The organism is Paraburkholderia sp. SIMBA_027 (assembly GCF_046535315.1).
In the GTDB taxonomy this organism is placed as follows: Bacteria; Pseudomonadota; Gammaproteobacteria; order Burkholderiales; family Burkholderiaceae; genus Paraburkholderia; species Paraburkholderia tropica.
Window position 1 is genome coordinate 143,542 of sequence record NZ_JAWRWY010000005.1, and the last position, 26,378, is coordinate 169,919.

Below are 26,378 nucleotides of genomic sequence, written 5' to 3' on the forward strand. Positions count from 1 at the left end.
GTGCTAAAACCTGGTGCTAAAACGCTGAATTTTACCGGATTGCCGGGGCGTTGAGACCTGGACCGGCTTCGGCATGGCGATCGGGCCTGTTCAGCGATGCGCCGTCACGCCTTCTTGCGCCCCGGCCGTCCCGGTCCGAACGCGAATCCGAACGCCAGCAACAGCAGCGAAAGCGCGATCACCGTGTTGTTGCCGCTCGTCACGTAGGGCGTGAAACCGCTCGTGCCTTCCACGCGCACGTCGAGCGAACCCGCCGTGAAGGTGGGCAGGCGCGCGATCACCTTGCCGTGCGCGTCGATCGCGGCGGTCGCGCCGGTATTGGTCGCGCGCAGCATCGGGCGGCCGGTTTCGAGCGAGCGCATGCGCGCGATCTGCAGATGCTGGTCGAGCGCGATGGTGTCGCCGAACCACGCGAGATTCGTCGAGTTGATGAGAATGCCCGGCGAAACCGGGTTCTCGCGCACGGTGCGCGCGATTTCCTCGCCGAAAATATCCTCGTAGCAGATATCGACGGCGACCGGCTGGTTGTGCACGAGGAACGGCGGCTGCACGGGCGCGCCGCGCGCGAAGTCGCCGAGCGGGATGTTCATCAGGTTGACGAACCAGCGGAAGCCCCACGGCACGAACTCGCCGAACGGCACGAGGTGATGCTTGTCGTAGCGGTACAGACCGTTCTGGCCCGGCGTGATGCCGAACAGGCTGTTGGTGTAGTCGGTTACGCGGCCGTCGGGCGTGATGGTCGCGCCCACGGCGCCGAACAGGATCGCCGTGCCGGTCGTGTCCGCGAACGCGCGGATGTCGCGGCCGAACTTCTCCGGTACCTGCTGCACCAGCAGCGGCACCGCCGTTTCGGGCGTGACGACGAGATCGGCGGGCTTTTCGGTGATGAGCTTCTGGAACTCGTTGAGCGCGTCCATCATGCCGGACTCGGAAAACTTCATTTCCTGCTTCACGTTGCCTTGCAGCAGGCGCACGTTGAGCGGCGCGTTGGCCGGATGCGTCCATGGCACGAGCGGCAGCAGCAGACCCGCGACGATGACAGCGACAGCGGCCACCGCAGGCACCGCGAACGCCGACGTCGATGCTGACTTCGATGCTGACTTCGATGCCGCATGCGCGTTGCCGCTTGCATCCGCGACATCATGCTTCGGCGCCTGCCGACGCCCGACCGCGCGCACGAGCGTCTGCACGACCAGCGCCGCGACGAGCGCCAGCACCCAGCCCACGCCGTACACGCCGACGATCGGCGCGAAGCCCGCGAGCGGGCCGTCCACCTGCGCGTAGCCGCTGGAGAGCCAAGGGAAGCCCGTGAAAACGTAGCCGCGCGCCCATTCGCCGAGCGCCCACGCGCTGGCGAACGCAAAGGCGCCGTGCCACGTGGGCGAGAACGGCAGATCGCCGCTGCGTCCGCTGCTGCGTCCATTGCGCGCATGTCCGGCGCAGAACGACCAGACGAGCGACGCGAGCGCCGGATACAGCCCCAGATAGAGCGAGAACAGCACGAGCGCCGCGCCCGCGAGCACGGCGGGCATGCCGCCGTAGAAATGCATGCTCACGTAGAGCCACCAGACGCCCGTCACGAAATTGCCGAAGCCGAACGCCCAGCCCGTGAACAGCGCGCTTTTCCAGCCGGTGGTGCGCGTGAGCCAGAAGTAGAAGCCCGCGAAGATCGCGATTTCAAGCCAGCCGCCGTGCGGCGTCGGCGCGAACGACAGCGTGTTGAGCGCGCCCAGCGCGGCGGCGGCGAGGTAGTGCCAGGCGGGCAGCGCGCGGCGTGCGGCGCTGTCTTTGCCGGCGGCGGCGGGTGCGCCGTTGCGCGAGCGGGAGTCGATCGGTTCAGCCATGAATATGCGGGAGTCAGCCGTGCGGCTGGGGCGGCGCGCGAGGCGCGGGTTCCGGAAACGTTCGCTGGCACGGCGTGTGTGCAGCGTGCGCAACGATAGCATTTTCGCGCGTCGGTTTTGGGGCGCGCGGGTTTCGGCAGCTTTCGCCGGATTTCGGGCGCGATCGAATTCGGCGACGATCAAGCAAAACGCCGGCGCGAAGGCCGGCGTTCTGGTCAGGCGCGGCGCGTCACGCGTGTGGCGTGACGCCGCCGGCTCAGGCCGGCGGTTGCAGCGCGGCTTCGCGCTGGCCCGCGAGCGGGTCGCGGCGCACCAGCAGCATGTGCACCTGGCGGGCGTCGGCGCGCAGCACCTCGAAAATCAGGTCGCCGAGACGCACCTTCTCGCCGCGATGCGGCACGTGGCCGAAATGATTCGTCACGTAACCGCCGATTGTGTCCACTTCTTCATCGGGGAAATGGGTGCCGAACGCCTCGTTGAACTGCACGAGTTCGGTGAGCGCGCGCACGCGGAAGCGGCCGTCGGGCGAAGCGATGATGTTGCCGCTTTCCTCGTCGAAGTCGTATTCGTCCTCGATGTCGCCGACGATCTGCTCCAGCACGTCCTCGATCGTGATCAGGCCGGCCACGCCGCCGTATTCGTCCACGACGATGGCGATGTGATTGCGGTTCTGCCGGAAGTCGTGCAGCAGCACGTTCAGGCGCTTCGACTCGGGGATGAACACGGCCGGGCGCAGCATGCCGCGCACGTCGAATTCCTCCTCGGCGTAATAGCGCAGCAGATCCTTCGCGAGCAGCACGCCGATCACGTTGTCGCGATTGCCTTCGTAGACCGGATAGCGCGAGTGCGCCTTGTCCAGCACGTACGGGATGAATTCGTCCGGGCTCTCGGCGATGTTGATCGCGTCCATCTGGGCGCGCGGCACCATGATGTCGCGCGCGCACAGCTCGGACACCTGGAACACGCCTTCGATCATCGAAAGCGAATCGGCGTCGATCAGATTACGCGCGTGCGCGTCCTGGAGAATTTCGAGAAGCTCGCTGCGCGAGTCGGGCTCGGGCGAGATGAAGTCGGTCAGACGCTCGAGGAGCGAGCGCTTTTCCTGCGGTTTGTCGGCTTGTCTTCGACTGGGATAAGAGTCGTTCATGGTGGTGCGCCCGTCTGCCCTCGGAGGGCGGGCGCGCTGTTGCGGAAGGGAAAGGATACAACATGCGCGTGGCGTCACCGTGTAAGCGGCGCGCCTTCGCATCCATCCTAACGCAGATGCGGCGCCATCGCGCGTCGGACGAAATTCAGGATTCGGGGACGGGGCTCACGCGCAGCGCGCGAGCAGCCGCTCCAGCGCGCGGTCGGGCATGCCCGTCTCGCGCAGGGCGTCGACGGTGCGGCGCACGTAGTCGAGCGTCGTGCCGTAGCGGCCCGTGGCGCAGCCGAACACGGTGCGCACGGTGTTTTCGTCGAGTTTGCCGGTGTAGGTGGGTACGTCGCGGCGCATCACGAACGAGAGCGCGGTAACGCGCCGTCCGTCTTCGAGCGCGCACGGCAGCCACGCGGGCCGGTACGAGCCCATCGGCATTTCGCGTCGCCAGAGCGCTTCCAGATGCGGCATCACGCCTTCGGCCGCGAGGCGGAACGCCACACCCGCACACGAGCCGCCGCGGTCGAGCGCGAGTACGAGGCCCGGCTGTTCGGGCGTGCCGCGATTCACGCGCGACCACAGATACAGGCCGCGATGGTAGCCATGCACGCGCGAACGCACGTTCTCGACGGTCGGCAGGCCGGGGTTCCAGATCAGCGAGCCATAGCCGAACAGCCAGAGGTCGCTTGCGCGGTCCCAGCCGCGCAGCGTGCAGTCGAGCGAGGCGCGCAGATCGTCTTCGGTGAGCAGGCGCGGATCGCCGAGCGCGGGCGGATAGCCGGGGCAGGCCGCAACGCCGGCATCACGCGCGCCGGGGACGCCCTCCGACTGAGGTTGCGCGGAGGGGTCGTCGAAGGCGGGCGTGCTCTTGTCGTTCATGGCGGAAGGCGCGCGGTGCGCGGTGCGCGGCGCGTGGAGGTCCTTATTTGTACGGATCGGGAAAACCGAGCGAATTGAGGACTTCGGTCTCGATGCCTTCCATCTCTTCGGCTTCGGCGTCGTCCTCGTGATCGTAGCCTTGCGCATGCAGCGCGCCGTGCACCAGCAGATGCGCGTAGTGCGCGGCGAGCGGCTTGTTCTGCTCGGCGGCTTCCTTTTCCACCACCGGGCAGCAGAGGATCAGGTCGCCCGTGACCGGGTCGTCCTCGCTCTCCGCGTAGGCGAAGGTGAGGACGTTGGTCGCGTAGTCCTTGCCGCGATAGCTGCGGTTGAGCGTGCGGCCTTCCTCGGCGTCGACGAAGCGCACGGTCAGTTCCGCGTCGGCGAACAGCGCCGCCTTTACCCAGGCCGCCACGGTCGCGCGCGGCAGCGCGGCCTTGTGCTCGGGAAACGCCTTCGCGGCGGGGAACTGAAGGTTCAGTTTGAGTTTCGGTGCGCGGGACATGTTGAGCTGTCGATCGGGTTCAGCACTGATCAGCGTGCGTCGGCGCCGCTGTCGTCCTTCTTCGAATGCGCGTCGTAAGCCTCGACGATACGCGCGACGAGCGGATGACGCACCACGTCCGCGCTCGTGAAGTGCGTGACGGCGATGCCGCGCACGTTCGCGAGCACATGCTGCGCCTCGATCAGCCCGCTCTTGTGGCCGCGCGGCAAGTCCACCTGGGTGGTGTCGCCGGTCACGACCGCCTTCGAGCCGAAGCCGATACGCGTGAGGAACATCTTCATCTGCTCGGGCGTGGTGTTCTGCGCCTCGTCGAGGATGATGAACGCGTGATTGAGCGTGCGGCCGCGCATGTACGCGAGCGGCGCGATTTCGATCATCTGGCGCTCGAACATCTTCGCCGTCTTGTCGAAGCCGAGCAGATCGTAGAGCGCGTCGTAGAGCGGGCGCAGATACGGATCGACCTTCTGCGCGAGATCGCCGGGCAAAAAGCCCAGGCGCTCGCCCGCTTCGACGGCCGGGCGCGTCAGCACGATGCGCTTGACCTGATCGCGTTCGAGCGCGTCGACCGCGCAGGCCACCGCGAGATAGGTCTTGCCCGTGCCCGCCGGCCCGATGCCGAAGGTCACGTCGTGCGAGATGATCTGCTTCAGGTACTCGCGCTGCGCGGGCGTGCGGCCGCGCAGGTCGGCGCGACGCGTGTAGAGCTTCGGACCTTGCTCTTCGACGTCGATATCGTCGCGCGCCGGTTCGTCGAACGGATGGTCGGGATCGCCGCGAAAACGCGGATCGAGTTCCGCGCCGTCGTCGGACTTGCCGTTGCCGCCATTCCCGCCGTTACCGTTCGCGCGCGCATTCGCGCGGCTCGCCAGATGGCGCGCCTCGACCAGCGCGAGCTGGATGTCGTCGACGGAAAGCGGATCGCGTGCCTTGTTGTAGAAGTTTTCGAGCGCGGTGAGCGCGAGCTTCGCGCCGCGGCCGCGAATCGAAATGCGATGGCCGCGCCGTGCGAGCGTCACGTCGAGCGCCTGCTCGATCTGCCGCAGATTTTCGTCGAGCGGGCCGCAGAGGTTGGCGAGCCGCGCGTTGTCGTCGTGCGGCGCGGTGAATTCCAGATGCTGCTGATTCGGCTTCAAGGTGTCTCTGAACTCCCGTGTTCCGTGAGTGGCGCGCTGCAGGTGCCGGATGGCGATTTAGTGCGACAGCGCCGAATTGCCCTCGTGCGCGAGCACGAGCTCGCCGCGCAGCGAGTGCGGGTACGCGTGGTTGATCTTCACGTCGATCATCTGGCCGATCAGGCGCGCGTGCGAAGCGAGCGGCGCCGGGAAGTTCACCACACGGTTGTTTTCCGTGCGGCCCGACAGTTCGCTCGGATCCTTGCGTGACGGACCTTCGACCAGAATGCGCTCGACGCGTCCGACCATCGACTGGCTGATGCGCTGCACGTTTTCTTCGATCGTCGCCTGCAGATGTTGCAGACGCTTGAGCTTCACTTCGCGCGGCGTGTCGTCTTCCAGGTTCGCGGCGGGCGTGCCCGGACGCGGACTGTAAATGAACGAGAAGCTCGTGTCGTAGCTCATCTCTTCGACGAGCTTCATGGTCTTTTCGAAATCTTCCTCGGTCTCGCCCGGGAAGCCGACGATGATGTCGGTCGAGAGCGAGAGGTCGGGGCGGATCGCGCGCAGCTTGCGGATCACCGACTTGTATTCGAGCACGGTGTAGCCGCGCTTCATCGCCATCAGCACGCGGTCGGAGCCGTGCTGCACGGGCAGATGCAGGTGGTTCACGAGCTTCGGCACCTTCGCGTAGGTGTCGATCAGGCGCTGCGTGAATTCCTTCGGATGCGAGGTCGTGTAGCGAATGCGCTCGATGCCAGGGATGTCGGCGACGTATTCGATCAGCGTGGCGAAGTCGGCGATTTCGCTCGCGCCTTGCGTGAGCTGGCCGCGATAGGCGTTGACGTTCTGGCCGAGCAGCGTGACTTCGCGCACGCCCTGGTCGGCGAGACCGGCGACTTCGGTGAGCACGTCGTCGAGCGGACGCGAGACTTCGTCGCCGCGCGTGTAGGGCACGACGCAGTAGCTGCAATATTTCGAGCAGCCTTCCATGATCGAGACGAATGCGCTCGGGCCTTCCACGCGCGCGGGCGGCAGATGGTCGAACTTCTCGATTTCGGGGAAGGTGATGTCGACCTGCGCGCGGCCCGAGGCGCGGCGCGCGTCGATCATCTGCGGCAGGCGGTGCAGCGTTTGCGGACCGAACACCAGATCGACATACGGCGCGCGCTGGACGATGGCCGCGCCTTCCTGGCTCGCCACGCAACCGCCCACGCCGATCAGCAGATTCGGGTTCGCTTCCTTCAGTTCGCGCACGCGGCCGAGGTCGGAAAAGACTTTTTCCTGGGCCTTTTCGCGCACCGAGCAGGTGTTGAACAGGATCACGTCCGCGTCTTCGGGCGTGTCGGTTTTCACGAGGCCTTCAGCGGCGCCGAGTACGTCGACCATCTTGTCGGAGTCGTACTCGTTCATCTGGCAGCCAAACGTCTTTACATAAACTTTCTTGGTCATCGGGGTTCGCCGTTCGCAGTGGTTCACCTGGGGGCGTCGTCCGGTTGATGCACGAAATGCACGTCGGGACTACGGTGAAAATTGGGGCTGAAGCGGGTGGCCGGCCTGCGAAGGCTGTGGCGCACAGTGGGGCGGTTCGCTGGCGGGTTTGTCTGGTGCCCTGGCGCGCGTTTTTTGCGTGCGCATTGGCTTCTGATGCCGCCGGATGACTACGCGAACCATCGTTCAGCTTAATCCAACATTATAGCCTTATGCGCTGACGGCCTTGCGGCCCCGCGAGCGGGCCGGCGCGGCGCCGGCCGCCGTGCCCGACACGACTTCCACGCCGTTCGCGCCTTGCGCGTGTTCCGCCTGTTTCGCGTGTTTCGGGTCTTCCGCCCAGGGCACAAGCGCGCTCAACTCGTGCGCCGCCTGGGCGAAACGCTCGGACAGGAAATCCAGCAGCACGCGCACGCGCGGCGCGAGATAGCGGTTGCGATGGTAGAGCGCGTGCACGGGCTGCTCGGCGTAACGCCAGTCCGGCATGACGATCCGCAGCCGCCCGGCGCGCAGGTCGTCGGCCACGTCCCAGATCGATTTCACCGATAAACCGTAGCCGCACAGCGTCCACTGGCGCACGGCCTCGCCGTCCGAGCTTTCGAGCGCGTTCTCCAGCGGCACGACGTAGGTCTGCGACGCGTTCCCGCGCGTGAAGCGCCACTCGTTGACGGGGCCCGCCGGCGAGCCGATGACGATGCAATCGAAGCGCGCCAGATCGGCGGGCTCGTGCGGCTCGCCGTGGCGGGCGATGTAATCGGGCGCGGCGCACAGCACGCGCGGGTTCGGTGCGAGCCGCCGCGCGATCAGCGAACTGTCCTGCGGCGTGCCGAAGCGGATCGCCAGATCGATGTCCTCGAGCACGAGATTCGAGATCGAATCGGTCAGCGTGAGCGCGAAACGCACTTCGGGATAGTGCGAGCGGAATTCGTCGAGCCACGACATCAGCAGATTGCGGCCGAAGTCGGAAGTCGCCGAGATGCGCACCTTGCCGCGCACTGCGTTCTGGCCCTCCTGCAACGCCGCCTTGGCGTCGTCGAGCGAGCGCAGCGCGCTTTCGCTGCAATTGAGATAGGCGCGGCCTTCGTCGGTCAGGCGCAACTGACGCGTGGTGCGGTCGAACAGGCGCGCACGCAGCTCCGCTTCGAGCCGCGCGAGCCGGGCGCTGGCCGCCGCCGGCGTGAGGCCCAGCTTGCGGCCCGCCGCCGACAGGCTGCCGAGCCGCGCGGCTTCCACGAAAAGGCGCACGTCGCCGAGATTGTCCATGTCGATACCGGGAAGATTATTAGACAGCGTTTGAAAATCCTTCAAATGCTACGCCAATTATCAAGTCTGCGCCGAAGCTGGACAATGCGCGTGTTTTCAGGATTCGCCACGCAGGGAACCACGCAAGGACGCCGCCATGCAACTCGATCACGTCACGCTCGTCACGCCCGATCTGGACGGCACGCGCCGTTTTTTCTGCGAGATCGCGGGGCTGGTGGACGGCCCGCGTCCGCCGTTTTCCGTCGGCGGCCACTGGCTCTATGCGCAAGGCCGCGCGGTGATCCATCTCGTCGAGGCGACCGTGCCCGCGACGCGCGCGTCGGCGGCTACGCGCACGGCGCCGCGTCTCGATCATTTCGCGCTGCGCGTCGCGCCCGGCGACGAATGGCGCGTATTGCTCGCGCGGCTGCGCTCGCATGGCGTGCCGTATCAGCTCGCCGACGTGCCGCTGAGCGGCGAGCGCCAGGCGTTCGTCGCGCTCGCGCCGGGCGTGGCGGTCGAGTTCGTGACGTCGGCGGACGACGCGGCCTGATCGCCGACCTTCGCACTCCGACCTCCGACCTCTGCCCTGAAACGCGCACCAACACAACGCAACACCCTGGCTGTCCTCTGGAGATTTCGATGCCTATTCCCTTGCTCGCGCTGGCGATCAGCGCTTTTGCCATCGGCACCACCGAGTTCCTCATCATGGGCCTGTTGCCCGACGTCGCGCGCGATCTCGGCGTGACGATTCCCGCCGCGGGCCTGCTCGTCACCGGCTACGCGCTCGGCGTCGCGGTGGGCGCGCCGCTGCTCGCCGTGCTCACCAGCCGCATGCCGCGCAAGCTCGCGCTGCAATTGCTGATGGGCGTGTTCATCGTCGGCAACGTGATGTGCGCGGTCGCCGGCAACTACTCGCTGCTGATGGTCGCGCGCGTCGTGGCCTCGTTCGCGCACGGCTCGTTCTTCGGCATCGGCGCCGTGGTCGCGGCCTCGCTCGTGCCGCAGGAAAAGCGCGCCAGCGCCATCGCGATGATGTTCACGGGCCTCACGCTCGCGACCGTGCTCGGCGTGCCGTTCGGCACCGCGATCGGCCAGCAGTTCGGCTGGCGCGTGGCGTTCTGGATCGTCAGCGGCTTCGGCGTGATTTCGCTGCTCGGCGTGACCGCGCTGGTGCCGAATCTGCACGATCACGCGCCCGCCGGACTCGGCCACGAAGTGCGCGTGCTGCGCGATCCGCAGGTGTGGATCGCGCTCGGCATGACGGTGCTGGGCTTCGGCGGCGTGTTCGTCGTGTTCACCTACATCGCGCCCATTCTGGAGCAGGTGAGCGGTTTCTCGCCGCGCGGCGTGACGTTGATGCTCGTGCTGTTCGGCGTGGGGCTCACGCTCGGCAACATGCTCGGCGGCAAGCTCGCGGACCGTGCGCTGATGCCGTCGCTGATGGGCATCCTGATCGCCCTCGCAGTGGTCATGGCGATCTTCACGAAGACGAGCCACGCGGCGATTCCGGCGGCGATCACGGTATTCGTCTGGGGCATCGCGGCGTTCGCGACCGTGCCGCCGCTGCAAATGCGCGTGGTGGCGAAGGCCGCCGCCGCGCCGAATCTGGCCTCGACGCTGAACATCGGCGCGTTCAACGTGGGCAACGCGATGGGCGCGTGGCTCGGCGGTCTCGTCATCACGCGTGGCCTCGCGCTCGATGCGCTGCCGTGGGTGGCCGCCGCCGTCTCGATCGCGGCGCTCGCGCTGACCTGGCTGGCGGCGCGGCTCGACGCGCGCGAAACCGGCGGCGCGGCGGCGCGCGTGGCGGTGAGTCAGGACGCCTGCTGAACCCGCGTGGCGCACAGTCCGGGCATATCGCATACGCGCACAAGCATTCCCGAAAACGCGCTCTGCAATGCTGATATCAGTGTGAAGATAACTTCGTTGGGCGCGGCGGGACGCGATGCTAGTCTTGCCTCCATTCAAGCAATTGCGCCGGTTCGCGGCGCGTCTGGGAGGCTGCCATGCATTCACCGCTCGCGCTCGTGAGCCACGCGCAGGCCGATCGTCCGGCCGCACATCGCGGTACGACGCATCGCCGCGACGACGATCTCGCCGTCGACATCGACACTGTTTCGGATCACGAAGCGATTGTTCGCGGCGTCGACGAACGCTCTGCATTCGCCGTTGCGCCGCTTGCACAAGCGACAGCACAAACCGAGGCGCACGACAGCGCCGCCAACGCGTTCGATGCACTCGAACATCTCGTCGGCGTGAACCTCGCGCGGCTGCGCGCCGAGCGTCAACTCTCGCTCGATGCGCTGGCGCGTGCCTCGGGCGTGTCGCGCGCGATGCTCGCCCAGGTGGAGTCGGCGCGCAGCGTGCCGTCGATCAAGGTGCTCTGCAAGGTCGCGGCGGCGCTTAAGGTATCGGTGTCGGCGTTCCTGCGCCGTCATGCGGTGAACGGCTTCGAGCATCTGCCCGCCGAACGCGCGCCGCGCCGCGTAAGCGCCGACGGCCGTTATTCGGCTCGCGCGCTCTATCCCGAGGACGAGCCCGCCGCCGCCGAGTTTCACGAACTGCGCATCGCGCCGCTGCACACCGAGCCGGGCACGCGCCGCGCGCCGGGCACGACCGTCAACCTCGTGGTCAGCGAAGGCACGCTCGAAGTGAGCGTGCACGATCGCCGCCAGTTGCTCGCGACCGGCGACGCCATCGTGTTCGACGCCGACCAGCCGCACAGCCTGCGCAATCCGGGCGACACCGAGGCGCGCGTGTTCCGCGTGACGCGCAACGCCGAGACGCCGCCGCGCTGGGACGTGCCGCAAGCCGCGCCGCAGACGCTCTGAGATCGGTGCGCGCCCGGTGCGCGCATTTGTCCAGTGGGTCTTTGCCGCGCTGCACGATCGGGCGCGACGCGGTATGCTTCTTCCGCCGGTTCAACCGGTAATCAGTGCGTCTTCAGGGCGGGGTGCAATTCCCCACCGGCGGTATGCCGGCCGGGCCGAAAGGCCAGCCGGTGAGCCCGCGAGCGCCTGTGCGTGAGTCGCTGCAAGCTGTTTTCGTCTCGTGCGCAGGGTCAGCAGATCTGGTGCGAAGCCAGAGCCGACGGTCATAGTCCGGATGAGAGAAGATGTGCAGATGGTCATGTTTGCCCATCCGCCGCGGCGTAGCGCCTGCGTGCGCGTGGCGTCGTCCGGCCTTGAGCCGGGTGCCGCGCGCGGCGCTCGCGAGAGGCCGCGTGCCGGGGATTCCTGTCTGTTTGCAATGCCCTGAAACGTTTTTCGCCCAACTCTTGCGAGGAGCGTTTCACATGTCCTTTACCCGCAATCTCCCGGTCGAGCAGCCGCTCGACGCCATCGCCGATCTTCCCTTGCTCGACACCGAGCCGGTGCCCCCGCGCATCGCCGCCGCGCTGCAGGCCATGCGCGAAGGCCGTCCCGTCGTCCTTCAGGACGATCACGACCGCGAGGACGAAGCCGATCTCGTCTGCGCCGCCGAGAACCTGACTAACGAAACGATGGCGCTGTTCATCCGCGAATGCAGCGGCATCGTCTGCCTGTGCCTCTCCGACGAGAAAGTGCGCGCGCTCGAACTGCCGCCGATGGTCGCGCGCAACGAGAGCCGCAACCGCACGGCCTTCACCGTCTCGATCGAGGCGCGCGAGGGCGTGAGCACGGGCGTGTCGGCCGCCGACCGCGTGACGACGATCCGCGCGGCCATCGCGGCCGGCGCGAAGCCCGCCGACATCGTGAGCCCCGGCCACGTGTTCCCGCTGCGCGCGCAGCCGGGCGGCGTGCTCGCGCGCCGCGGCCATACCGAAGGCACCGTCGACCTGGCGGCGCTCGCCGGCCTGGAGCCCGCGGGCGTGCTGTGCGAACTGATGAATCCGGACGGCACGATGGCGCGCGGCCAGCAGGTCGACGACTTCGCGAAGCTGCACAATCTGCCGATGCTGACGATCGCCGAGCTGGCGGCATTCCGCGCCTCGCTCGCCGAGGTGCGCGAACGCAGCGCCGAACTGGTGTAAGGCGCGTTCGAAACGTGAAGGTGCCGCAGGCCGCCTTTCCCGCGCGGCCCGCAATGAAAAACGGCGCGTGAGCCTTGTGGTTCACGCGCCGTTTTTTTATCGACGAAGCGAGCGGCAGTGCGCCAGGTTGGCTTACGACTGCACGTCGCCGAACTCGCCGCGCACGCCCGCTGCCACGAGCGCGGGCAATTCGTCCATGTGTTCCATGATGCGCGTGATGCCCAACTCGCGCAGCACGTCGGCATAGCCCGACGGGATATGGCTCGCGCCCACGAACGCGATGGTCTTCATGCCCGCCGCGCGCGCGGCGTTCAGGCCCGAGAGGCTGTCCTCGACCACGAGGCAGCGCGCCGGCTCCACGCCGAGCGTTTTGGCCGCATGCAGATAGACATCCGGATAAGGCTTGGGCCGCGCGACCATCTCGGCGCTGAAGATGCGCTCGCCGAAGATCGTGTCGAGCCCGGCGCGGCGCACCGAGGCGTGCACGCGCGTGAGGCGGCTGTTCGACACCACGGCGGCGGGCAGCGCGATCTGGCGCAGCGCGTCGCGCACGCCGTTGATCGGGCTCACCGAATCGGCGATCGCGACTTCGCAGTTGTGGTCGATCGTCTCGAGAAAATGCTCGGGCAGCGTGAGGTTGAAGCGCTCGGCGACGTCGGCGAGAAAGCGCGAGGTCTGCTGGCCGAAGGCGGAGGCCACGGCGGCGCGGAAATCCACGCCGGGGAAGGTGCGGCTGAGCGTATCGAAGAGCACGTGGTCGGCGATGACTTCGCTGTCGACGAGCACGCCGTCGCAGTCGCAGATGAGATGGTCGATCATGCGTAAGACGAAAAAGCAGCCATGAAGGCTGTATGGGCGGACGAAAACACAGGGCGGCGCACGGTCGCGCGGAAGACGGACGCCACGCGCGCAAACCGGCAAGGCAGGACGTTGAAAGCCTCATGATACGTGCTTTTGCGTGCGCGGCCGGGGTTTCGCGTGCCGCTTGCCGCTGCGATGCCGTCCCGACTGCGCCGGCTTTCACGCGTCGATGCGACGTTGGCCGTACGGCCAGGGTGTGAGGCGCGCCGCGCGATGCGACAATGCGCGCTGGAACACTCAGTCGAACACGGGGAGAACGCAATGCGTGGACTTGCGATGATCGGTGCGGCGATGCTCGTCGCGGGATGTGCCAATTCGTCGGGCCTCGTCGGCGCGTGGAGCAGTCCGCCGCCCTTCGCCACGCTTCAGCAGATGTGCGGCGGCCAGGCGCCCGACTACGGCGCGGACACCCAGGCCGTCTATTCGGCGGTCTACGACGCCTATGTCGCCAACCGTCACGGCAAGCTGCCGCAGGAGCGCTTCTGCAGCTTCCAGGCGGGGCTCGCGCAGCAGTACACGGCGCATGGCGCAAGCGGCGACATGCAGTCGCGCAATCAGTGGGTGGCGTATCTCAACGACCAGCGCGCACAGGCGCTGAACTGGCGCGCCTCGGCCGACCCGACTTTGCGCGGCGGTTGAGCGCGCGCGGTTCGTCCGTAGGCGGGGTGGGGCCTGGTGCAGCGTAGTGGCCAGGCGTAGGGACGAGGCCTAATGACGAGGCGAAGCGCCAAGGCGAAGCGCCCAGGCGAAGCGCGAAAAAAATGGTCACGCGGGCATGAAGCGCGCGGGTCCGCGTGACCATGCACTGCAGGCGCGAACGTCTACAGCCGTGCGCCTGCATCGGGGATGGGCTCGACACCACGTTCTGGCGGACGATCCCGGCGTCCGCGCAGGTCGAGAAAAGGTCGGTCGTGGTCGTGTGGCGCGTGTCTGAGAGCGTGGTTGCGCGCGCCGGCGTGTCAGGCCGTTGCCGCGCGCAAGCCGCGCGGCGTCCGGTTCACGAAAACTTCTGGTTCACGAAAACCGTTTGATGGCGCGTAACGCCGAGTCGCCGATTTCGGTGAGTCGCCACCGCTGGAGGCCGGAGGCCAGGCGTTCCAGCTGGACGAGCTGTCGTTCGAGCAGGGCGTCCAGTTCTTCGCGTTCCATATCGAGCTGGTTGGGGGCGTCCTTCACTAGCAGCAGAGTGGCGAATTCATGCGGACTCAGCATCGTTCTCTCCATGTTGCCGCATCAGAGGTCGACGTTCGCGGCCCCTCGTTGGGCAGCGCGGCGACAGTCATGCGGTGGGCGTGAGCGAAAGCCTGCGGCGGTGCGGTCGGTGATCGGCTGGACGGTTGGCGGTCCGTTCGCGTCTGCCTGGAAACAGTGTTCGCGAACGTCGGGAGACGTCGCCCAGGCAACTCAAACAGCATCCAGCCCGGACGCGGCGCCGGGGAACTGGAGTGTAGTCAACGCCTTTGCGTTGTACAAACCACATGCCGAAAATATTCCCTTTGACATTCGCTGTCTGCGGCGGCGGTCGAGCCGCGCCCGGGAATCCGCGAAATCACTTGAAGTTCATGGCGCGTCGCGCAATGCGTGGTGACTCACAGGGCAAGTCGGGGTCGATTTACCTCCGAGCCCGTTCACCGATTCACCGCGCATCGCTTGCGCATCTTTCTCCTTCACGCACGACTTGCGCGCCGTCAATGTGACGACCTGGAGGATTTCTTCGGTTTGCGTCAGGTGCCGCGTGTAAGCCTTCACTTCGCGAAGCTTCCGATTATTTGTGGTCCTGTCGCGTACCGCTGTCAGGCCCGTGGCTTGCACCTTCGGGGCTATCGAGGCAGCGCAGTGCGTAGCGTGCGCCCGGCGGTTGGCTGGCGGCACGGAGTATTGCTGCGTAACAAAATCTGCGCTACGACAGGCTTACAAGTCGACTCTTCCCGGAACTGGCGCTTGCGGGACCGGTCTGTGCTCTCAGACTGCAGCTTCCAGAAACAACGGCTAATATGAATTAGATATGGCTGGTACCTTTCACCACGCGGCGAAAGCGCCAATCCAGGGCACCGGCGTGCAGTCGCGCCGGGACCGGGCGCGAAGCGCCGCGCGAGCAGATACCGCTTTCGGAGTACGACACAATGCGTAACGACAGTGAGCCTGGCCACGTGATGCCCTGGCGCATCGAAGACATCGATCTCACGCGGATCGACCGCAAGCTCGCGGCTGCCAACGAAGATCTGCTGCTGCTGCTGTGTGCGGCATCGTTCATCGAGAGCGGCTCGGACCTCTACACGAGCAATCTGAGCGTGTTTTTCAATGGCGACCCGGAAGTGTCCGCGTGGCTCAACAACGAATGGGAACACGAGGAGCTTCAGCACGGCCGCGCGCTGAAGACCTACATCAATTACGTCTGGCCCGAATTCGACTGGGACACGGCGTTCAACAACTTCTTCGAGGAATACTCGAAGACCTGCTCGTTCGAGGAATTCGAAAAGACGCGCGCGCTCGAAATGGTTGCGCGCTGTGTCGTCGAAACGGGCACGGCCACCTTGTATCGCGCGATCGGCGAATGTTCGACCGAGCCCGTGCTCAAGGAAATCACCGACAACATCCGTTCGGACGAAGTGCGCCACTACAAGCACTTTTTCCGCTACTTCAAGAAGTACAACCAGGTCGAGGGGCATGGCCGCCTCGCGGTGCTCGGCGCGCTCATGCGTCGCGTGATGGAGATCAAGAACGAGGACTCGGAGATCGCGCTGCGTCACGTGTTCGCGATTCGCTATCCTGATCGCGTGAAGGATTCGGCGTACAACCGTGAACTCACGGCGCGCGTGAACAAGCTCGTGCGCCACAATCTGTCCGCCGACATGTGCGTGAAGATGCTGCTCAAGCCGCTCGACATTCCCGCGAAGATCCAGCCAAGCGTGCTGTATCCGCTCGCGAAGATCACCCAGCACGTGTTCTTCCGCTAAGCGCCGGCGGTCGAGCCGCACAAAAGAAAAGGCCCGCTGCAAAGCGGGCCTTTTTCATGGCGTAGCGCCGCGCCGCGCGGCGAGGCGCCGCGGGCTGGCGGACCGGCTTAGCGGTCGCCGCGCTGGCCGTCGCGACGCGAGCTGCCACCCGGACGGCCGCCGAGCAGGGCGCCTGGATTCGATTGCGGCTTGCGCTGCGTACGGCCGAGCGCGCTTTCATGCGACACGCCGCGCTGGCTTTCGCGACGCGTATGTTCGCCGCGCGCGCCTTGTGCGCCGTGATTCGTCGCCGCTTGCTGCTTCACCGGCTTGGCCGTGCGGATGCCGTTCTGCGCGGGCTTGGCCGGGCGTTGTTCGCCGCGGTTGCCGCCGTTGTTTCCACCAGCGTTCGCACGGCCTTCACCACGGCCTTCACCGCGATTACCGCCGTCACGCTGGCCGCCGCGCGGCGCACCGCCGTTCGACGCACCGCGTCCCTGACCTTGCTGGCTCTGACCTTGCCCCTGACGCTGGCCACGGCCTTGCTGCTGGCCACGGCGCTGGATCGGCTCGGGCTTGGCATTCGGATCCGGCTCGAAGCCCGGAATGACTTCCTGCGGCACCGCGCGCTTGATGAGCTTCTCGATGTCCTTGAGCAACTGGTGTTCGTCGACGCAGACGAGCGACACCGCTTCGCCCGTCGCGCCCGCGCGGCCCGTGCGGCCGATACGGTGCACGTAATCCTCGGGCACGTTCGGCAGATCGTAGTTGACCACGTGCGGCAGCTGATCGATGTCGATGCCGCGCGCCGCGATGTCGGTGGCCACGAGCACCTGCAGCGTGCCGTCCTTGAATTCGGAGAGCGCGCGCGTGCGTGCCGACTGGCTCTTGTTGCCGTGGATCGCGAGCGCGCTGATGCCGTCCTTCGTGAGCTGTTCCGCGAGGCGGTTCGCGCCGTGCTTGGTGCGCGTGAACACGAGCACCTGGAACCAGTTGTGCTGGCGGATCAGGTGCGTGAGCAGGTCGCGCTTGCGGTCGCGATCGACCGGATAAACCTTCTGCGCGACCGTTTCCGCCGTGGTGTTGCGGCGCGCGACTTCGATCAGCGCGGGCGAGTCGAGCAGGCTGTCGGCGAGCGCCTTGATTTCGTCGGCGAAAGTGGCCGAGAAGAGCAGGTTCTGGCGCTTCGGCGGCAGCTTCGCGAGCACGCGCTTGATGTCGTGGATGAAGCCCATGTCGAGCATGCGGTCGGCTTCGTCGAGCACGAGAATCTCGAGCTGCGAGAGGTCGATGGTCTTCTGCTGCATGTGATCGAGCAGACGGCCAGGCGTCGCGACCACGATATCGACGCCGCGCTTGAGCGCGTCGATCTGCGGGTTGATGCCCACGCCGCCGAACATCACGGTCGACTTGAGCTTCAGATACTTGCCGTAGGCGCGCACGCTTTCTTCCACCTGCGCCGCGAGTTCGCGCGTGGGCGTGAGGATCAGCGCGCGCACGACGCGCTTGCCGCCCGCGGCGGCCGGCATGTCGGTCAGGCGTTGCAGGATCGGCAGCGTGAAGCCGGCGGTCTTGCCCGTGCCGGTCTGCGCACCCGCGAGCAGGTCGCCGCCGCCGAGCACGGCGGGGATCGCTTGCGACTGGATGGGCGTGGGCGTGGTGTAGCCCAGTTCGTTGACAGCGCGGACCAGCGGTTCGGACAAGCCGAGAGAATCGAAAGACATAAATACCTGTTGTATTGCAGTATCGCGAGCGGAGGGGCGCTGCCGGTGACGGCGCGCCGCGCAAGGCTGAGCGCGGGTGCTCGCGTGTATTCGGACGGCACGCCAGTGCGCGCGCCGCTTGTCGACGGTTCTTGCAGACCCGTCGGCTGGCATAAAGTTGCATCGCACGGCAGCGGACACTGCGGCCGCCGCGCGACGATTTCGTGGAGATTCCCGGTGGGATGCGTCAGGCGACGTAGCCCGCGACGCTCACGAATTGACAGACGCTCCCGGCGAGCACGAACAGATGCCAGATTCCATGTCCGTGCCGGATGCGCTCGTCGTTGATGAAAAAATAGATGCCGACGCTGTAGATGATGCCGCCGGCCAGCAGCCAGGCGGTGCCCGCGGCGGGCAGCGCGCCGAGGAGCGGCTTGACCGCGACCAGCGCGAGCCAGCCCATCACCACGTACAGCACCATCGACAGCATGCGGGTGCGGCGCCCGAGCGTGAGCTCCTGCACGATGCCGAACGCGGCGAGCCCCCAGCTTACGCCAAAGAGCGACCAGCCCCACGGCCCGCGCAGCGTGACAAGCGTGAACGGAGTATAGCTGCCCGCGATCAGCAGATAGATCGCGGCGTGGTCGCACTTTTGCAGCACGGCTTTCAGGCGCGGTCCGCGCACGCCGTGATACAGCGTGGAGATCGTGTAGAGCGCGCACAACATCGCGCCGTATACGGCGAAACTCACGACCTTGTATGCGTCGTGATCGAGCGCCCCGAGCGTTACGAGCGATACCAGCCCCGCAATCGACAACATCGCGCCCACCAGGTGAGTAATGCTGTTCAAACGCTCACCAGCGTGCATGACGACCACTCCTTGTTCTTCTTGCCCTGCGTGTTTGCTTCAAAACCAGCTTCAAAACCATCAGTTCGACAGCGAATTCGACAGCGTGCGGCTCGCGCCGCGCGGCCTCGTGCCGCAATCAACGCGCGGCGCGCGGCCAAATAGCGAAGGGCGCAGCCGGCGGCGTTTTGCCGGCTGCGCCCTTGTCAGGCAAACGCCACTATAACAAACGTGGCTCAGTCGAGCGGTGCGGAGCGCAGATCCGACACCTGTTGCGGCGAGACCGGCGTGCCCTTGTTCCCCCACGACATGCGGATGAAGGTCACGACCGCCGCCACTTCCTGGTTGGACAGCGCCTGGGCGAACGGCGGCATGCCGTACGGGCGCGGATTGCCCTGCGTGCTGGGCGGATAGCCGCCGTTGAGCACCATCCGGATCGGATTCACCGCCGATTTCATCTGGATCGACTGGTTGTTCGCGAGCGGCGGGAAGTTCGGCGGCATGCCGAGGCCGTTCTCCGCATGGCACTTCGCACACTGGTCATGGTAGATCTTCTGACCTTGCTGCAAGAGTTCGCCGCCGAACGCTTCGGAGGTTTCCATCTGCATGGTCTCGGGCGCTTCCTTGCGCTGCGGGATGGTCTTCAGATAGGTCGCCATCGCCTTGATGTCGTCGTCGGAGACGTATTGCAGGCTGTTGTGGATCACGTCCGCCATCGGCCCGAACACGGCGCCGCGCTCCGAGACGCCGGTTTTCAGCAGACTGGCGATGTCCTTGATCTCCCAGTCGCCGAGACCGCCTTCGCTCGACGTGAGCGAGGGCGCGTACCAGTTCTGCAGCGGAATCAGCCCGCCCGCGAACGCCGACGAATTGACCGGCGCGCCCATCATGTTGATCGACGTGTGGCACATGCCGCAGTGGCCGAGTCCTTCGACCAGATACGCGCCGCGATTCCATTCGACCGATTTGGTCGGATCGGGCTTGTATTCGCCCTCGCGGAAGAACAGCGTGCGCCAGCCGATCAGCAGGTTGCGGTTGTTGAACGGGAATTTCAGCTCATGCGGACGGCTCGGCACGTGTACCGGCGGCACCGAGCGCAGATAGGCGTAGATCGCGTCCGAATCCGCGCGCGTGACCTTGGTGTAGCTCGTGAACGGGAAGGCCGGGTAGAGCAGGCTGCCGTCTTTCGAGCGGCCCGTGTGCATGGCGCGGTAGAAGTCGTCGCTGCTCCACTTGCCGATGCCGTACTGGTCGTCGGGCGTGATGTTCGGCGTGTAGAGCGTGCCGAAGGGCGTGGCCATCGGCAGGCCGCCCGCGAAGGTCTTGCCGCCGCGCACCGTGTGACAGGCGACGCAGTCGCCGGCGCGGGACAGATACTCGCCTTTCTTGATGAGCTCGGACTGGTCGGCGGGCGTGGCCGCCTGCGCCGAAGCGCTGTGCAGATAGGTGTTGCCGGTCCACAGCACGGGTACCAGCGCCGCGACGGCGGCGAGCATGACTGCGGACAGAGCGAACAGGGACTTGCGGTTCATAGGGCTGTCTCCCGGCGCCTTATTGCGGTTCGCTGCCGCATGCGAGCGGCGTCTTCAACGAGCCAGCCGCGGCCGGCACGGGATTTTGCGGCGCGTTCTGCGTGGCAAGCCAGGCCGCGACGGCGTTCACGTCGTCGTCGGTGAGACGCGTGGCGATCTCGTGCATGCAGTCGGGCGCCTTGGCGTGACGCGAGCCCGAACGCCAGGCGCCGATCTGCGCGCTGATGTAGTCCGCATGCAGCCCGACGAGGCCGGGAATGGCCGGCTCCATGCCGGTCAGCTTCGCACCGTGGCAGGCCGCGCAGGCGGGCACCTGGCGCGCCGGGTCGCCCCGCAGGACGATCGCCTGGCCGCGCGCGAGCGTGCTGTCGCTGACCGTGGCTTTCGCGGGCGGCGGGTAGGGCGGCCGCTGCTGCGAGAAGTACGTGGCGATCTCGTGCAGGTAATCGTCGGAGAGATAGGTGACCAGATAATTCATCGGAGGGTACTTGCGGCGACCCTCGCGAAAATTCATCAACTGGTTGTAGAGGTACTCGGCCGGTTTGCCGGCGAGACGCGGGAAGTAGTCGTTGTCGGTGCCCTGACCGTGCGAGCCGTGGCACGCGGTGCAGCCCTGCACGCGCGATTCGATCGTGTCGGGGGCTTTGGGTTGCGGGGTCTGGGCGGAAGCGGCGCTGAAGATTCCGGACGTGCCGAACAGCAATGCAGCCAGGAGCGGCGCGGCGAGCGGAATGAGCGGTCGGACGAGACGTCTTGGGGACACGCGTGACTCCATTCTTTATCGTGGACCTGCCAGGCTTCGAGCGACCCGGCTTCCAGGTTGCGCGCGATAAAAGCAGACGACCCGTGCGCGCTGCGGCGACGCAGCCGATTCTAGCATCGCCTCGACAGTGACTTTTTGCCACATGCGCTCCGGGCCGCCAACGCGGGCTTGCCCGGAGACGCACAGTGACCCGGCCCGATCCGATCTCCAGGATTGCGGCCGAAGGTCGCGGCGTCGCCGGTTATGATTCTGCACCCGTTAGCCGATTCGTGACTCGGGATTGACCCTGCTTGACCTCGCTTCCATGCCATCCGCATGGCGATTTGACGAAGCGCAGGGAGTGGCTGCGCGCCGCGTGCACGATCCGGTATTGAACTGAACGGCGTCGCGGCTATCGAAGCAGGCTCCTTTCCGGAAAGTCGCGCCGCATCGCGTGCGCGCTTGTCCGGGGCGCGCAAACGTCGCCACCGCCGGTTTCAATCCTGTTTCGAACGCTCACCGCGGCTTCGTGGTTTCGTCGCTGTTTTGTTGCCGTTTTGTTGCCGTTTTGTTGTTGTTTCCTTGCCACTCGTCTCGATGACTCCAATTGCACTTACCCCGCCGATGCAACCGCCGTCCCCGTCCCCGCGTGCCGGAACTTCCGACTGTCTGGAGGGCGCGCGCCGATGAAAGCTGACTGGCTCTGGATCGGGCAGGTCGCGATGGCCGCCCTGGTGAATCTCGCCTACGCCTTCGCGCTCGGCTCGACGCTCTACGGCGCGTGGCTGGGGAAGGACGCCCGCAGCGCCATCGCGCCCGCGCGGCCCGCGTGGCTGCGCGCGCAGCGTTCGTTGCGCGCGGGCTCGCTGGTGCTCGTAATCGCGCTCGTCATGTGGCTGCTCTACGAGAGTGCGTCGATCAGCGGCGAGACCTTGCCCGCGTCCTTCGGCGTGGTGCCGACCGTGCTCTCGCAAACGCACGTGGGCCATGCGTGGTCGGTGGCGTTCGGCGGCGCGCTCGTCGTGCTGCTCGCCGCGTTCGCGGGCGCGAGCCCGCTGCGCGACGGCGTGCTGTGGCTCGCGCTGATCGCCGTCGCCGCGGGCCGCGCGGGTCTCGGTCACGCGGCCGATGCGGGCTTCGCCTCGGCCGCGCTCGGCCTGAACACGCTGCACGTGCTGAGCGCGAGCGCATGGAGCGGCATCGTGATGGCGGGCGGTCTCGCGGTGTTGCCGGCGCTGGGTGCGTCGACGGCGCGCGGCGTGCTGATCCGCACGGCGGGCCAGCTCTCGAACGTCGCGCTGTTCGCGGTGGGACTCGTGCTCGCGACCGGCGTGTTCAACACGCTGCGCGGCACCGGCGGCTCGCTCGATGCGCTCACGGGCAGCGAGTGGGGCCGCGTGCTATTGGCCAAGCTCGCGCTGGTCGCGCTCGCACTCGCGCTCGGCGCCGTCAACCGCGTGATGGTGATGCCGGAACTGCGCCGCGCGGCGTCGACGGGCGCGGCGCGCCGCTTCGTCAATGTGCTGCATCTCGAAGCGCTGGTGATGATGGCCATCCTCGTGATCGCGGCCGTGCTCGGTCATAGCGTGCCGGGCTACGTGTTGCAGGGCTGAAACACGCCGCGCTTGCGCGCGTGATCGCGCTGATTCGTAACCCTTATTCGTAACCGAGCCGATGACTGAGAATCGGCGAGAAGAACAGGGCGATCGCGCAACCGATTGCCTTGCCTTCGAGTTCCGCGAGCGCGAGCACCGATGACGGATGCGCGATCAGATCGAACAGTTGCGGCGCGCACCAGAGCACCGCGAGCCCGATAAAGCTCTGCTCGACCATGAGAATGCGCCAGCCGCGCGTGCAGGCGACGGCGGCGGCGATCACGCGCGTCAGGCCGAAAGTGACGAGCGCGCCTACGGCGGCCTGCTCTCGGATCAGGTAGTCGGGCAGCATCGCGTCCATGTGTATCCCCGTATCGTTCGATTTGTCGTACAGGGGATTCAGCAAGGAGCAGGCCAATGCGAGTCGGTATTGCGCCTGGTGCGCCGCGCGCCGCGAACGCGATGCCGGCGATACGATGTTTTTGCCTTGCGCGCCAAGGCTTTAGCTACACACGCGAACACGCGCGCTATGTGCGAAAACGACGAACGCCGCGACCGCCCGAAGGCGAGACGCGGCGTTGCGGGCCCAAACCGGGCTGAAACGTTACGGCGCTGAAACGTGGTGCGCGAAACACGTCACGTAACGCAGGTGACGCGCGCTGTGCGTATCGCGGATGCAAGCTCCGCGATACGCACGCTCATCGACGATCAGCCTCGATTGCCGACATGATCGCGCCGCGATCTGTGCGCCAGCACACATCACCACTCGGCGACGCTGCCATCCTCGTGACGCCACACCGGATTGCGCCAGCGATGACCGACCTTCGCCATCTCGCGCACCTTCTCCTCGTTCACTTCGATGCCCAGACCCGGACCTTGCGGAATCGACACGAAGCCGTCTTCGTACTTGAAGACTTCCGGATTCTTGATGTAGTCGAGCAGGTCGTTGCCCTGGTTGTAGTGAATGCCGAGGCTCTGTTCCTGGATGAACGCGTTGTAGCTCACCGCGTCGATCTGCAGACAGGTGGCGAGCGCGATCGGACCGAGCGGGCAGTGCAGCGCGAGCGCCACGTCATAGGCTTCCGCCATCGACGCGATCTTGCGGCATTCGGTGATCCCGCCCGCGTGCGAAGCGTCGGGCTGAATGATGTCGACGTAACCGCCCGCGAGAATGTGCTTGAAGTCCCAGCGCGAGTAGAGACGCTCGCCGAGCGCGATCGGCGTGCTCGTCTGGTTGACGATGTCGCGCAGCGCCTCGACGTTCTCCGAGAGCACGGGCTCTTCGATGAACATCAGCTTGAACGGATCGAGTTCCTTCGCGAGCACCTTCGCCATCGGCTTGTGCACGCGGCCGTGGAAGTCCACGCCGATGCCGACGTTCGGGCCTACGGCCTCGCGCACGGCCGCGACGTTGTTGATCACGCCTTGCACCTTGTCGAAGGTGTCGATGATCTGCAGCTCTTCCGAGCCGTTCATCTTCACGGCCTTGAAGCCGCGATCGACCACGGCGCGCGCGTTGTTCGCGACGTCGCTCGGACGGTCGCCGCCGATCCACGAATAGACCTTGATCTTGTCGCGCACCTGGCCGCCGAGCAGCGCGTGCACCGGCACGCCATGATGCTTGCCCTTGATGTCCCAGAGCGCCTGGTCGACGCCCGCGATCGCGCTCATCGTGATCGGACCGCCGCGGTAGAAGCCCGCGCGATACATCACCTGCCAGTGGTCTTCGATCAGCAGCGGATCCTTGCCGATCAGATAGTCGGACAGTTCTTCGACGGCGGCGGCAACCGTGTGCGCGCGGCCTTCGACGACGGGCTCGCCCCAGCCGATGATGCCTTCGTCCGTTTCGATCTTGAGGAAGAGCCAGCGGGGCGGCACGACGAAGGTTTCGAGCTTGGTGATTTTCATGCGGTGTCTCCAGAACGGTTCGATGGGCGCACGGCGCGAGCGGCGGGCCCGGCGCGTCTCGGAGCACATGCTACTGCAAAATTCGCCTTTAAGTGCTATTAATAGTATTATTTTGCATCGGTTCCCAGTATCTGGGCGATCGTCCCCCTCGAATACAAGGAGAACGTCATTCAGCGCGATCTGCACGGCACCGTCGCCTTCGAACTTGGCAGCGCAATTCTGCGCGGCGACTACGCGCCCGGCACGACGCTGCCGCGCGAAGCGGACCTGATGGAGCGCTTCGACGTGAGCCGCACGGTGCTGCGCGAAGCGCTGCGCACGCTCACCTCGAAAGGACTCGTGGAATCGCGGCCGAAGGTCGGCACGCGCGTGCGCTCGCGCGAAGCGTGGAACCTGCTCGACGCCGACGTGCTCGACTGGTACGCACGCGTCGCGCCGCCGCTCGCGTTCGCGCTCAAGCTGCAGGAAATGCGCGAGATGATCGAGCCTTACGCCGCGCAGCTCGCGGCGGGCGCGCACGACGACGTCTCGTTCGCCGATCTCGCCGACGCCCACGCCGCGATGACCGACGCGCGCAACGTCGACGAATGGGTGCGCGCCGATCTGCGCTTTCACCTGGCCGTGCTCGCCGCTTGCCGCAACGAACTGCTGGTGCCGCTCGGCACGCTGATCGAGCGCACGCTCGAAGGACAGTTGCGCGTGAACGCCAAGCGCGCCGATGTGTTCAACGCGGCGCTGCCGGATCACACGAAAGTGTTCGACGCGATCGCGCGGCGCGACGCAGGCACGGCGCGCGAAGCGATGGCGGCCCTGCTGCGTGTGACGCGCGAGCGGATCGAAGGTTGAACCGAAACGGCGTGTAAAAAGACAACGCTGAAAGCAGGGACGCGAGTTTGCTATGCTTGCGCGTCCTGCCCGTGGCGCGCCGATCTGCGCGAAAAGGGCTCTTACGCAAACGTTTGACGCCATGAAAAACGACCTCGGCGGCCCTCGGCTCGACAACGCCACGCTCCTCGAAATCATCCGCGCGCAATCCGACATCGCGAGACTCGGCCTCGACCTCGGCGGCGTGATGGCCTTCGTCGCCGAACGCACCGAACATCTGACCGGCGCGCAGGGCGCGGCCGTCGAACTCGCCGAAGGCGGCGAGATGGTCTATCGCGCGGCGTCGGGCAGCGTGGCCGGCATGCTCGGCTTGCGCCTCGCGCGCGAATCGAGCCTCTCCGGGCTGTGCGTGAGCAGCGGCGAAATCCTGCGCTGCGACGACTCCGAAGCCGATCCGCGCGTGGACCGCGAAGCGTGTCGCCGCGTCGGCCTGCGCTCGATGATCGTCACGCCGCTCAAGCATCTCGATGCGACCGTGGGCGTGCTGAAGGTGGTGGCGCCCGAAGTCGGCGCCTTCGACGACGACGACATCGAAACGCTCTCGCTGATGTCCGGCCTGATCGCGGCCGCGATGTTCCACGCCGCGCGCCACGAAACGAGCGAACTCTATCTGCGTGCGACGCACGACGCGCTCACCGGCCTGCCGAACCGCGCGTTGTTCTACGACCGTCTGCGTCAGTCGGTCGATCTCGCGGTGCGTTCGGAAGGCGGACTGGGCGTGCTCAATCTCGACATGGACGGCCTCAAGCCGATCAACGACCGCTACGGCCATCGCGCGGGCGACGCGGCGATCAGGGAAACGGCGGCGCGCATCGCGAGCAACAGCCGCCGCGTGGATACGGCCGCGCGCGTGGGTGGCGACGAATTCGCGATGATTCTGCCGGGCATCGATGGCCGCAGCGACGCGGAAGTGTATTCGCGGCGGATTCGCGAGAAGGTCGGCGAGCCGTTCGAATTCGAAGGGCAGACGATCGAACTGGGCGTGAGCGTGGGCGTGGCGGTGCTGCCGGAAGACGGCGTGGAAATGACACGGCTGCTCGATCGCGCGGATCAGGCGATGTACGTGGCGAAGCGGGGGAAGGGCGCGGAGTGAGGGACTGGGCTTCGCGCTGAGGAAGTTGCGGCGCGAAGTCTGTAAAAGCG

The 26,378-nt window shown here is 66.4% G+C and carries 24 protein-coding genes and 1 riboswitch; of the genes, 9 read left to right on the forward strand and 15 right to left on the reverse strand.

Annotation, left to right across the window (positions count from 1 at the left end):
- Nucleotides 1-104 precede the first annotated feature (104 nt).
- From lnt to SB764_RS11030, 7 genes are all read right to left on the reverse strand, one after another.
- The gene (lnt, locus tag SB764_RS11000; protein WP_410863555.1) at nucleotides 105-1,844 is read right to left on the reverse strand and encodes an apolipoprotein N-acyltransferase; all 1,740 of its coding nucleotides are present in this window, start codon (nucleotides 1,842-1,844) and stop codon (nucleotides 105-107) included.
- Nucleotides 1,845-2,100: 256 nt separating this feature from the next.
- Nucleotides 2,101-2,991, reverse strand: coding sequence for an HlyC/CorC family transporter (locus tag SB764_RS11005; RefSeq protein WP_065059338.1), 891 nt, complete (start codon nucleotides 2,989-2,991; stop codon nucleotides 2,101-2,103).
- A 165-nt stretch (nucleotides 2,992-3,156) separates the two neighbouring features.
- Entirely contained in the window at nucleotides 3,157-3,861 is a 705-nt protein-coding gene (locus SB764_RS11010) for a gamma-glutamylcyclotransferase (protein WP_321858561.1), read from the reverse strand.
- A 43-nt stretch (nucleotides 3,862-3,904) separates the two neighbouring features.
- Entirely contained in the window at nucleotides 3,905-4,366 is a 462-nt protein-coding gene (gene ybeY / locus SB764_RS11015; protein ID WP_065059337.1) for an rRNA maturation RNase YbeY, read from the reverse strand.
- Nucleotides 4,367-4,395: 29 nt separating this feature from the next.
- Complete coding sequence (locus SB764_RS11020; protein ID WP_065059336.1) at nucleotides 4,396-5,499, reverse strand: PhoH family protein; 1,104 nt, start codon at nucleotides 5,497-5,499, stop codon at nucleotides 4,396-4,398.
- A gap of 57 nt (nucleotides 5,500-5,556) precedes the next feature.
- On the reverse strand, nucleotides 5,557-6,930 hold the full coding sequence (gene miaB / locus SB764_RS11025) for a tRNA (N6-isopentenyl adenosine(37)-C2)-methylthiotransferase MiaB (protein WP_074986763.1): 1,374 nt from the start codon (nucleotides 6,928-6,930) through the stop codon (nucleotides 5,557-5,559).
- A gap of 249 nt (nucleotides 6,931-7,179) precedes the next feature.
- Nucleotides 7,180-8,232, reverse strand: coding sequence for a LysR family transcriptional regulator (locus SB764_RS11030; protein WP_080180645.1), 1,053 nt, complete (start codon nucleotides 8,230-8,232; stop codon nucleotides 7,180-7,182).
- 136 nt (nucleotides 8,233-8,368) lie between these two features.
- Here SB764_RS11030 and SB764_RS11035 point away from each other — a divergent pair, with 136 nt between their 5' ends.
- From SB764_RS11035 to ribB, 4 genes are all read left to right on the forward strand, one after another.
- Complete coding sequence (locus SB764_RS11035; RefSeq protein WP_410863558.1) at nucleotides 8,369-8,764, forward strand: extradiol dioxygenase; 396 nt, start codon at nucleotides 8,369-8,371, stop codon at nucleotides 8,762-8,764.
- A gap of 89 nt (nucleotides 8,765-8,853) precedes the next feature.
- Complete coding sequence (locus tag SB764_RS11040; RefSeq protein ID WP_065059333.1) at nucleotides 8,854-10,044, forward strand: MFS transporter; 1,191 nt, start codon at nucleotides 8,854-8,856, stop codon at nucleotides 10,042-10,044.
- Between the two features lie 176 nt (nucleotides 10,045-10,220).
- Nucleotides 10,221-11,045, forward strand: a complete 825-nt coding sequence (locus SB764_RS11045) for a helix-turn-helix domain-containing protein (protein ID WP_080180646.1) — start codon at nucleotides 10,221-10,223, stop codon at nucleotides 11,043-11,045.
- Nucleotides 11,046-11,149: 104 nt separating this feature from the next.
- Nucleotides 11,150-11,335, forward strand: a riboswitch (FMN riboswitch).
- A gap of 174 nt (nucleotides 11,336-11,509) precedes the next feature.
- Nucleotides 11,510-12,226: a 3,4-dihydroxy-2-butanone-4-phosphate synthase gene (gene ribB / locus SB764_RS11050; protein WP_065059332.1), complete on the forward strand. Its 717-nt coding sequence runs from the start codon at nucleotides 11,510-11,512 to the stop codon at nucleotides 12,224-12,226.
- A gap of 132 nt (nucleotides 12,227-12,358) precedes the next feature.
- Here the strand turns inward: ribB and SB764_RS11055 are convergent, their stop codons facing one another.
- Nucleotides 12,359-13,045, reverse strand: a complete 687-nt coding sequence (locus tag SB764_RS11055; RefSeq protein ID WP_065059331.1) for an HAD family hydrolase — start codon at nucleotides 13,043-13,045, stop codon at nucleotides 12,359-12,361.
- Between the two features lie 303 nt (nucleotides 13,046-13,348).
- Here SB764_RS11055 and SB764_RS11060 point away from each other — a divergent pair, with 303 nt between their 5' ends.
- On the forward strand, nucleotides 13,349-13,726 hold the full coding sequence (locus SB764_RS11060) for a hypothetical protein (RefSeq protein ID WP_065059330.1): 378 nt from the start codon (nucleotides 13,349-13,351) through the stop codon (nucleotides 13,724-13,726).
- A gap of 375 nt (nucleotides 13,727-14,101) precedes the next feature.
- Here SB764_RS11060 and SB764_RS11065 read toward each other — a convergent pair whose 3' ends face one another.
- Entirely contained in the window at nucleotides 14,102-14,299 is a 198-nt protein-coding gene (locus tag SB764_RS11065) for a hypothetical protein (RefSeq protein WP_065059386.1), read from the reverse strand.
- A 911-nt stretch (nucleotides 14,300-15,210) separates the two neighbouring features.
- Here SB764_RS11065 and SB764_RS11070 point away from each other — a divergent pair.
- Nucleotides 15,211-16,044, forward strand: coding sequence for a ferritin-like domain-containing protein (locus SB764_RS11070; protein ID WP_065059329.1), 834 nt, complete (start codon nucleotides 15,211-15,213; stop codon nucleotides 16,042-16,044).
- A gap of 107 nt (nucleotides 16,045-16,151) precedes the next feature.
- Here the strand turns inward: SB764_RS11070 and SB764_RS11075 are convergent, their stop codons facing one another.
- The 4 genes from SB764_RS11075 to SB764_RS11090 form a co-directional block, all read right to left on the reverse strand.
- Nucleotides 16,152-17,747 (reverse strand): DEAD/DEAH box helicase, encoded by a 1,596-nt coding sequence (locus SB764_RS11075; RefSeq protein ID WP_065059328.1) that lies wholly within the window; start codon nucleotides 17,745-17,747, stop codon nucleotides 16,152-16,154.
- Nucleotides 17,748-17,973: 226 nt separating this feature from the next.
- A complete protein-coding gene (gene trhA, locus SB764_RS11080) occupies nucleotides 17,974-18,594 on the reverse strand; it encodes a PAQR family membrane homeostasis protein TrhA (protein WP_065059385.1) in 621 nt (206 codons plus the stop codon).
- A 215-nt stretch (nucleotides 18,595-18,809) separates the two neighbouring features.
- Nucleotides 18,810-20,105: a c-type cytochrome gene (locus SB764_RS11085; protein WP_074986759.1), complete on the reverse strand. Its 1,296-nt coding sequence runs from the start codon at nucleotides 20,103-20,105 to the stop codon at nucleotides 18,810-18,812.
- Nucleotides 20,106-20,124: 19 nt separating this feature from the next.
- A complete protein-coding gene (locus SB764_RS11090; protein ID WP_065059326.1) occupies nucleotides 20,125-20,880 on the reverse strand; it encodes a c-type cytochrome in 756 nt (251 codons plus the stop codon).
- A gap of 653 nt (nucleotides 20,881-21,533) precedes the next feature.
- Here SB764_RS11090 and SB764_RS11095 point away from each other — a divergent pair.
- Complete coding sequence (locus SB764_RS11095) at nucleotides 21,534-22,460, forward strand: CopD family protein (RefSeq protein WP_410863562.1); 927 nt, start codon at nucleotides 21,534-21,536, stop codon at nucleotides 22,458-22,460.
- 43 nt (nucleotides 22,461-22,503) lie between these two features.
- On the opposite strand, the gene SB764_RS11100 is transcribed toward SB764_RS11095, so the two are convergent.
- Both SB764_RS11100 and dgoD read right to left on the reverse strand, forming a co-directional pair.
- Nucleotides 22,504-22,803: a hypothetical protein gene (locus tag SB764_RS11100; protein ID WP_065059324.1), complete on the reverse strand. Its 300-nt coding sequence runs from the start codon at nucleotides 22,801-22,803 to the stop codon at nucleotides 22,504-22,506.
- Nucleotides 22,804-23,201: 398 nt separating this feature from the next.
- A complete protein-coding gene (gene dgoD / locus SB764_RS11105; protein WP_065059323.1) occupies nucleotides 23,202-24,350 on the reverse strand; it encodes a galactonate dehydratase in 1,149 nt (382 codons plus the stop codon).
- A gap of 138 nt (nucleotides 24,351-24,488) precedes the next feature.
- Between dgoD and SB764_RS11110 the strand changes: the two genes are divergently transcribed.
- The gene (locus SB764_RS11110) at nucleotides 24,489-25,196 is read left to right on the forward strand and encodes a FadR/GntR family transcriptional regulator (RefSeq protein ID WP_410863702.1); all 708 of its coding nucleotides are present in this window, start codon (nucleotides 24,489-24,491) and stop codon (nucleotides 25,194-25,196) included.
- Between the two features lie 121 nt (nucleotides 25,197-25,317).
- Nucleotides 25,318-26,328 carry a sensor domain-containing diguanylate cyclase gene (locus SB764_RS11115; RefSeq protein WP_074986757.1) on the forward strand — a complete coding sequence of 337 codons (1,011 nt, stop codon included), beginning with the start codon at nucleotides 25,318-25,320 and terminating at the stop codon, nucleotides 26,326-26,328.
- Nucleotides 26,329-26,378: the final 50 nt, after the last annotated feature.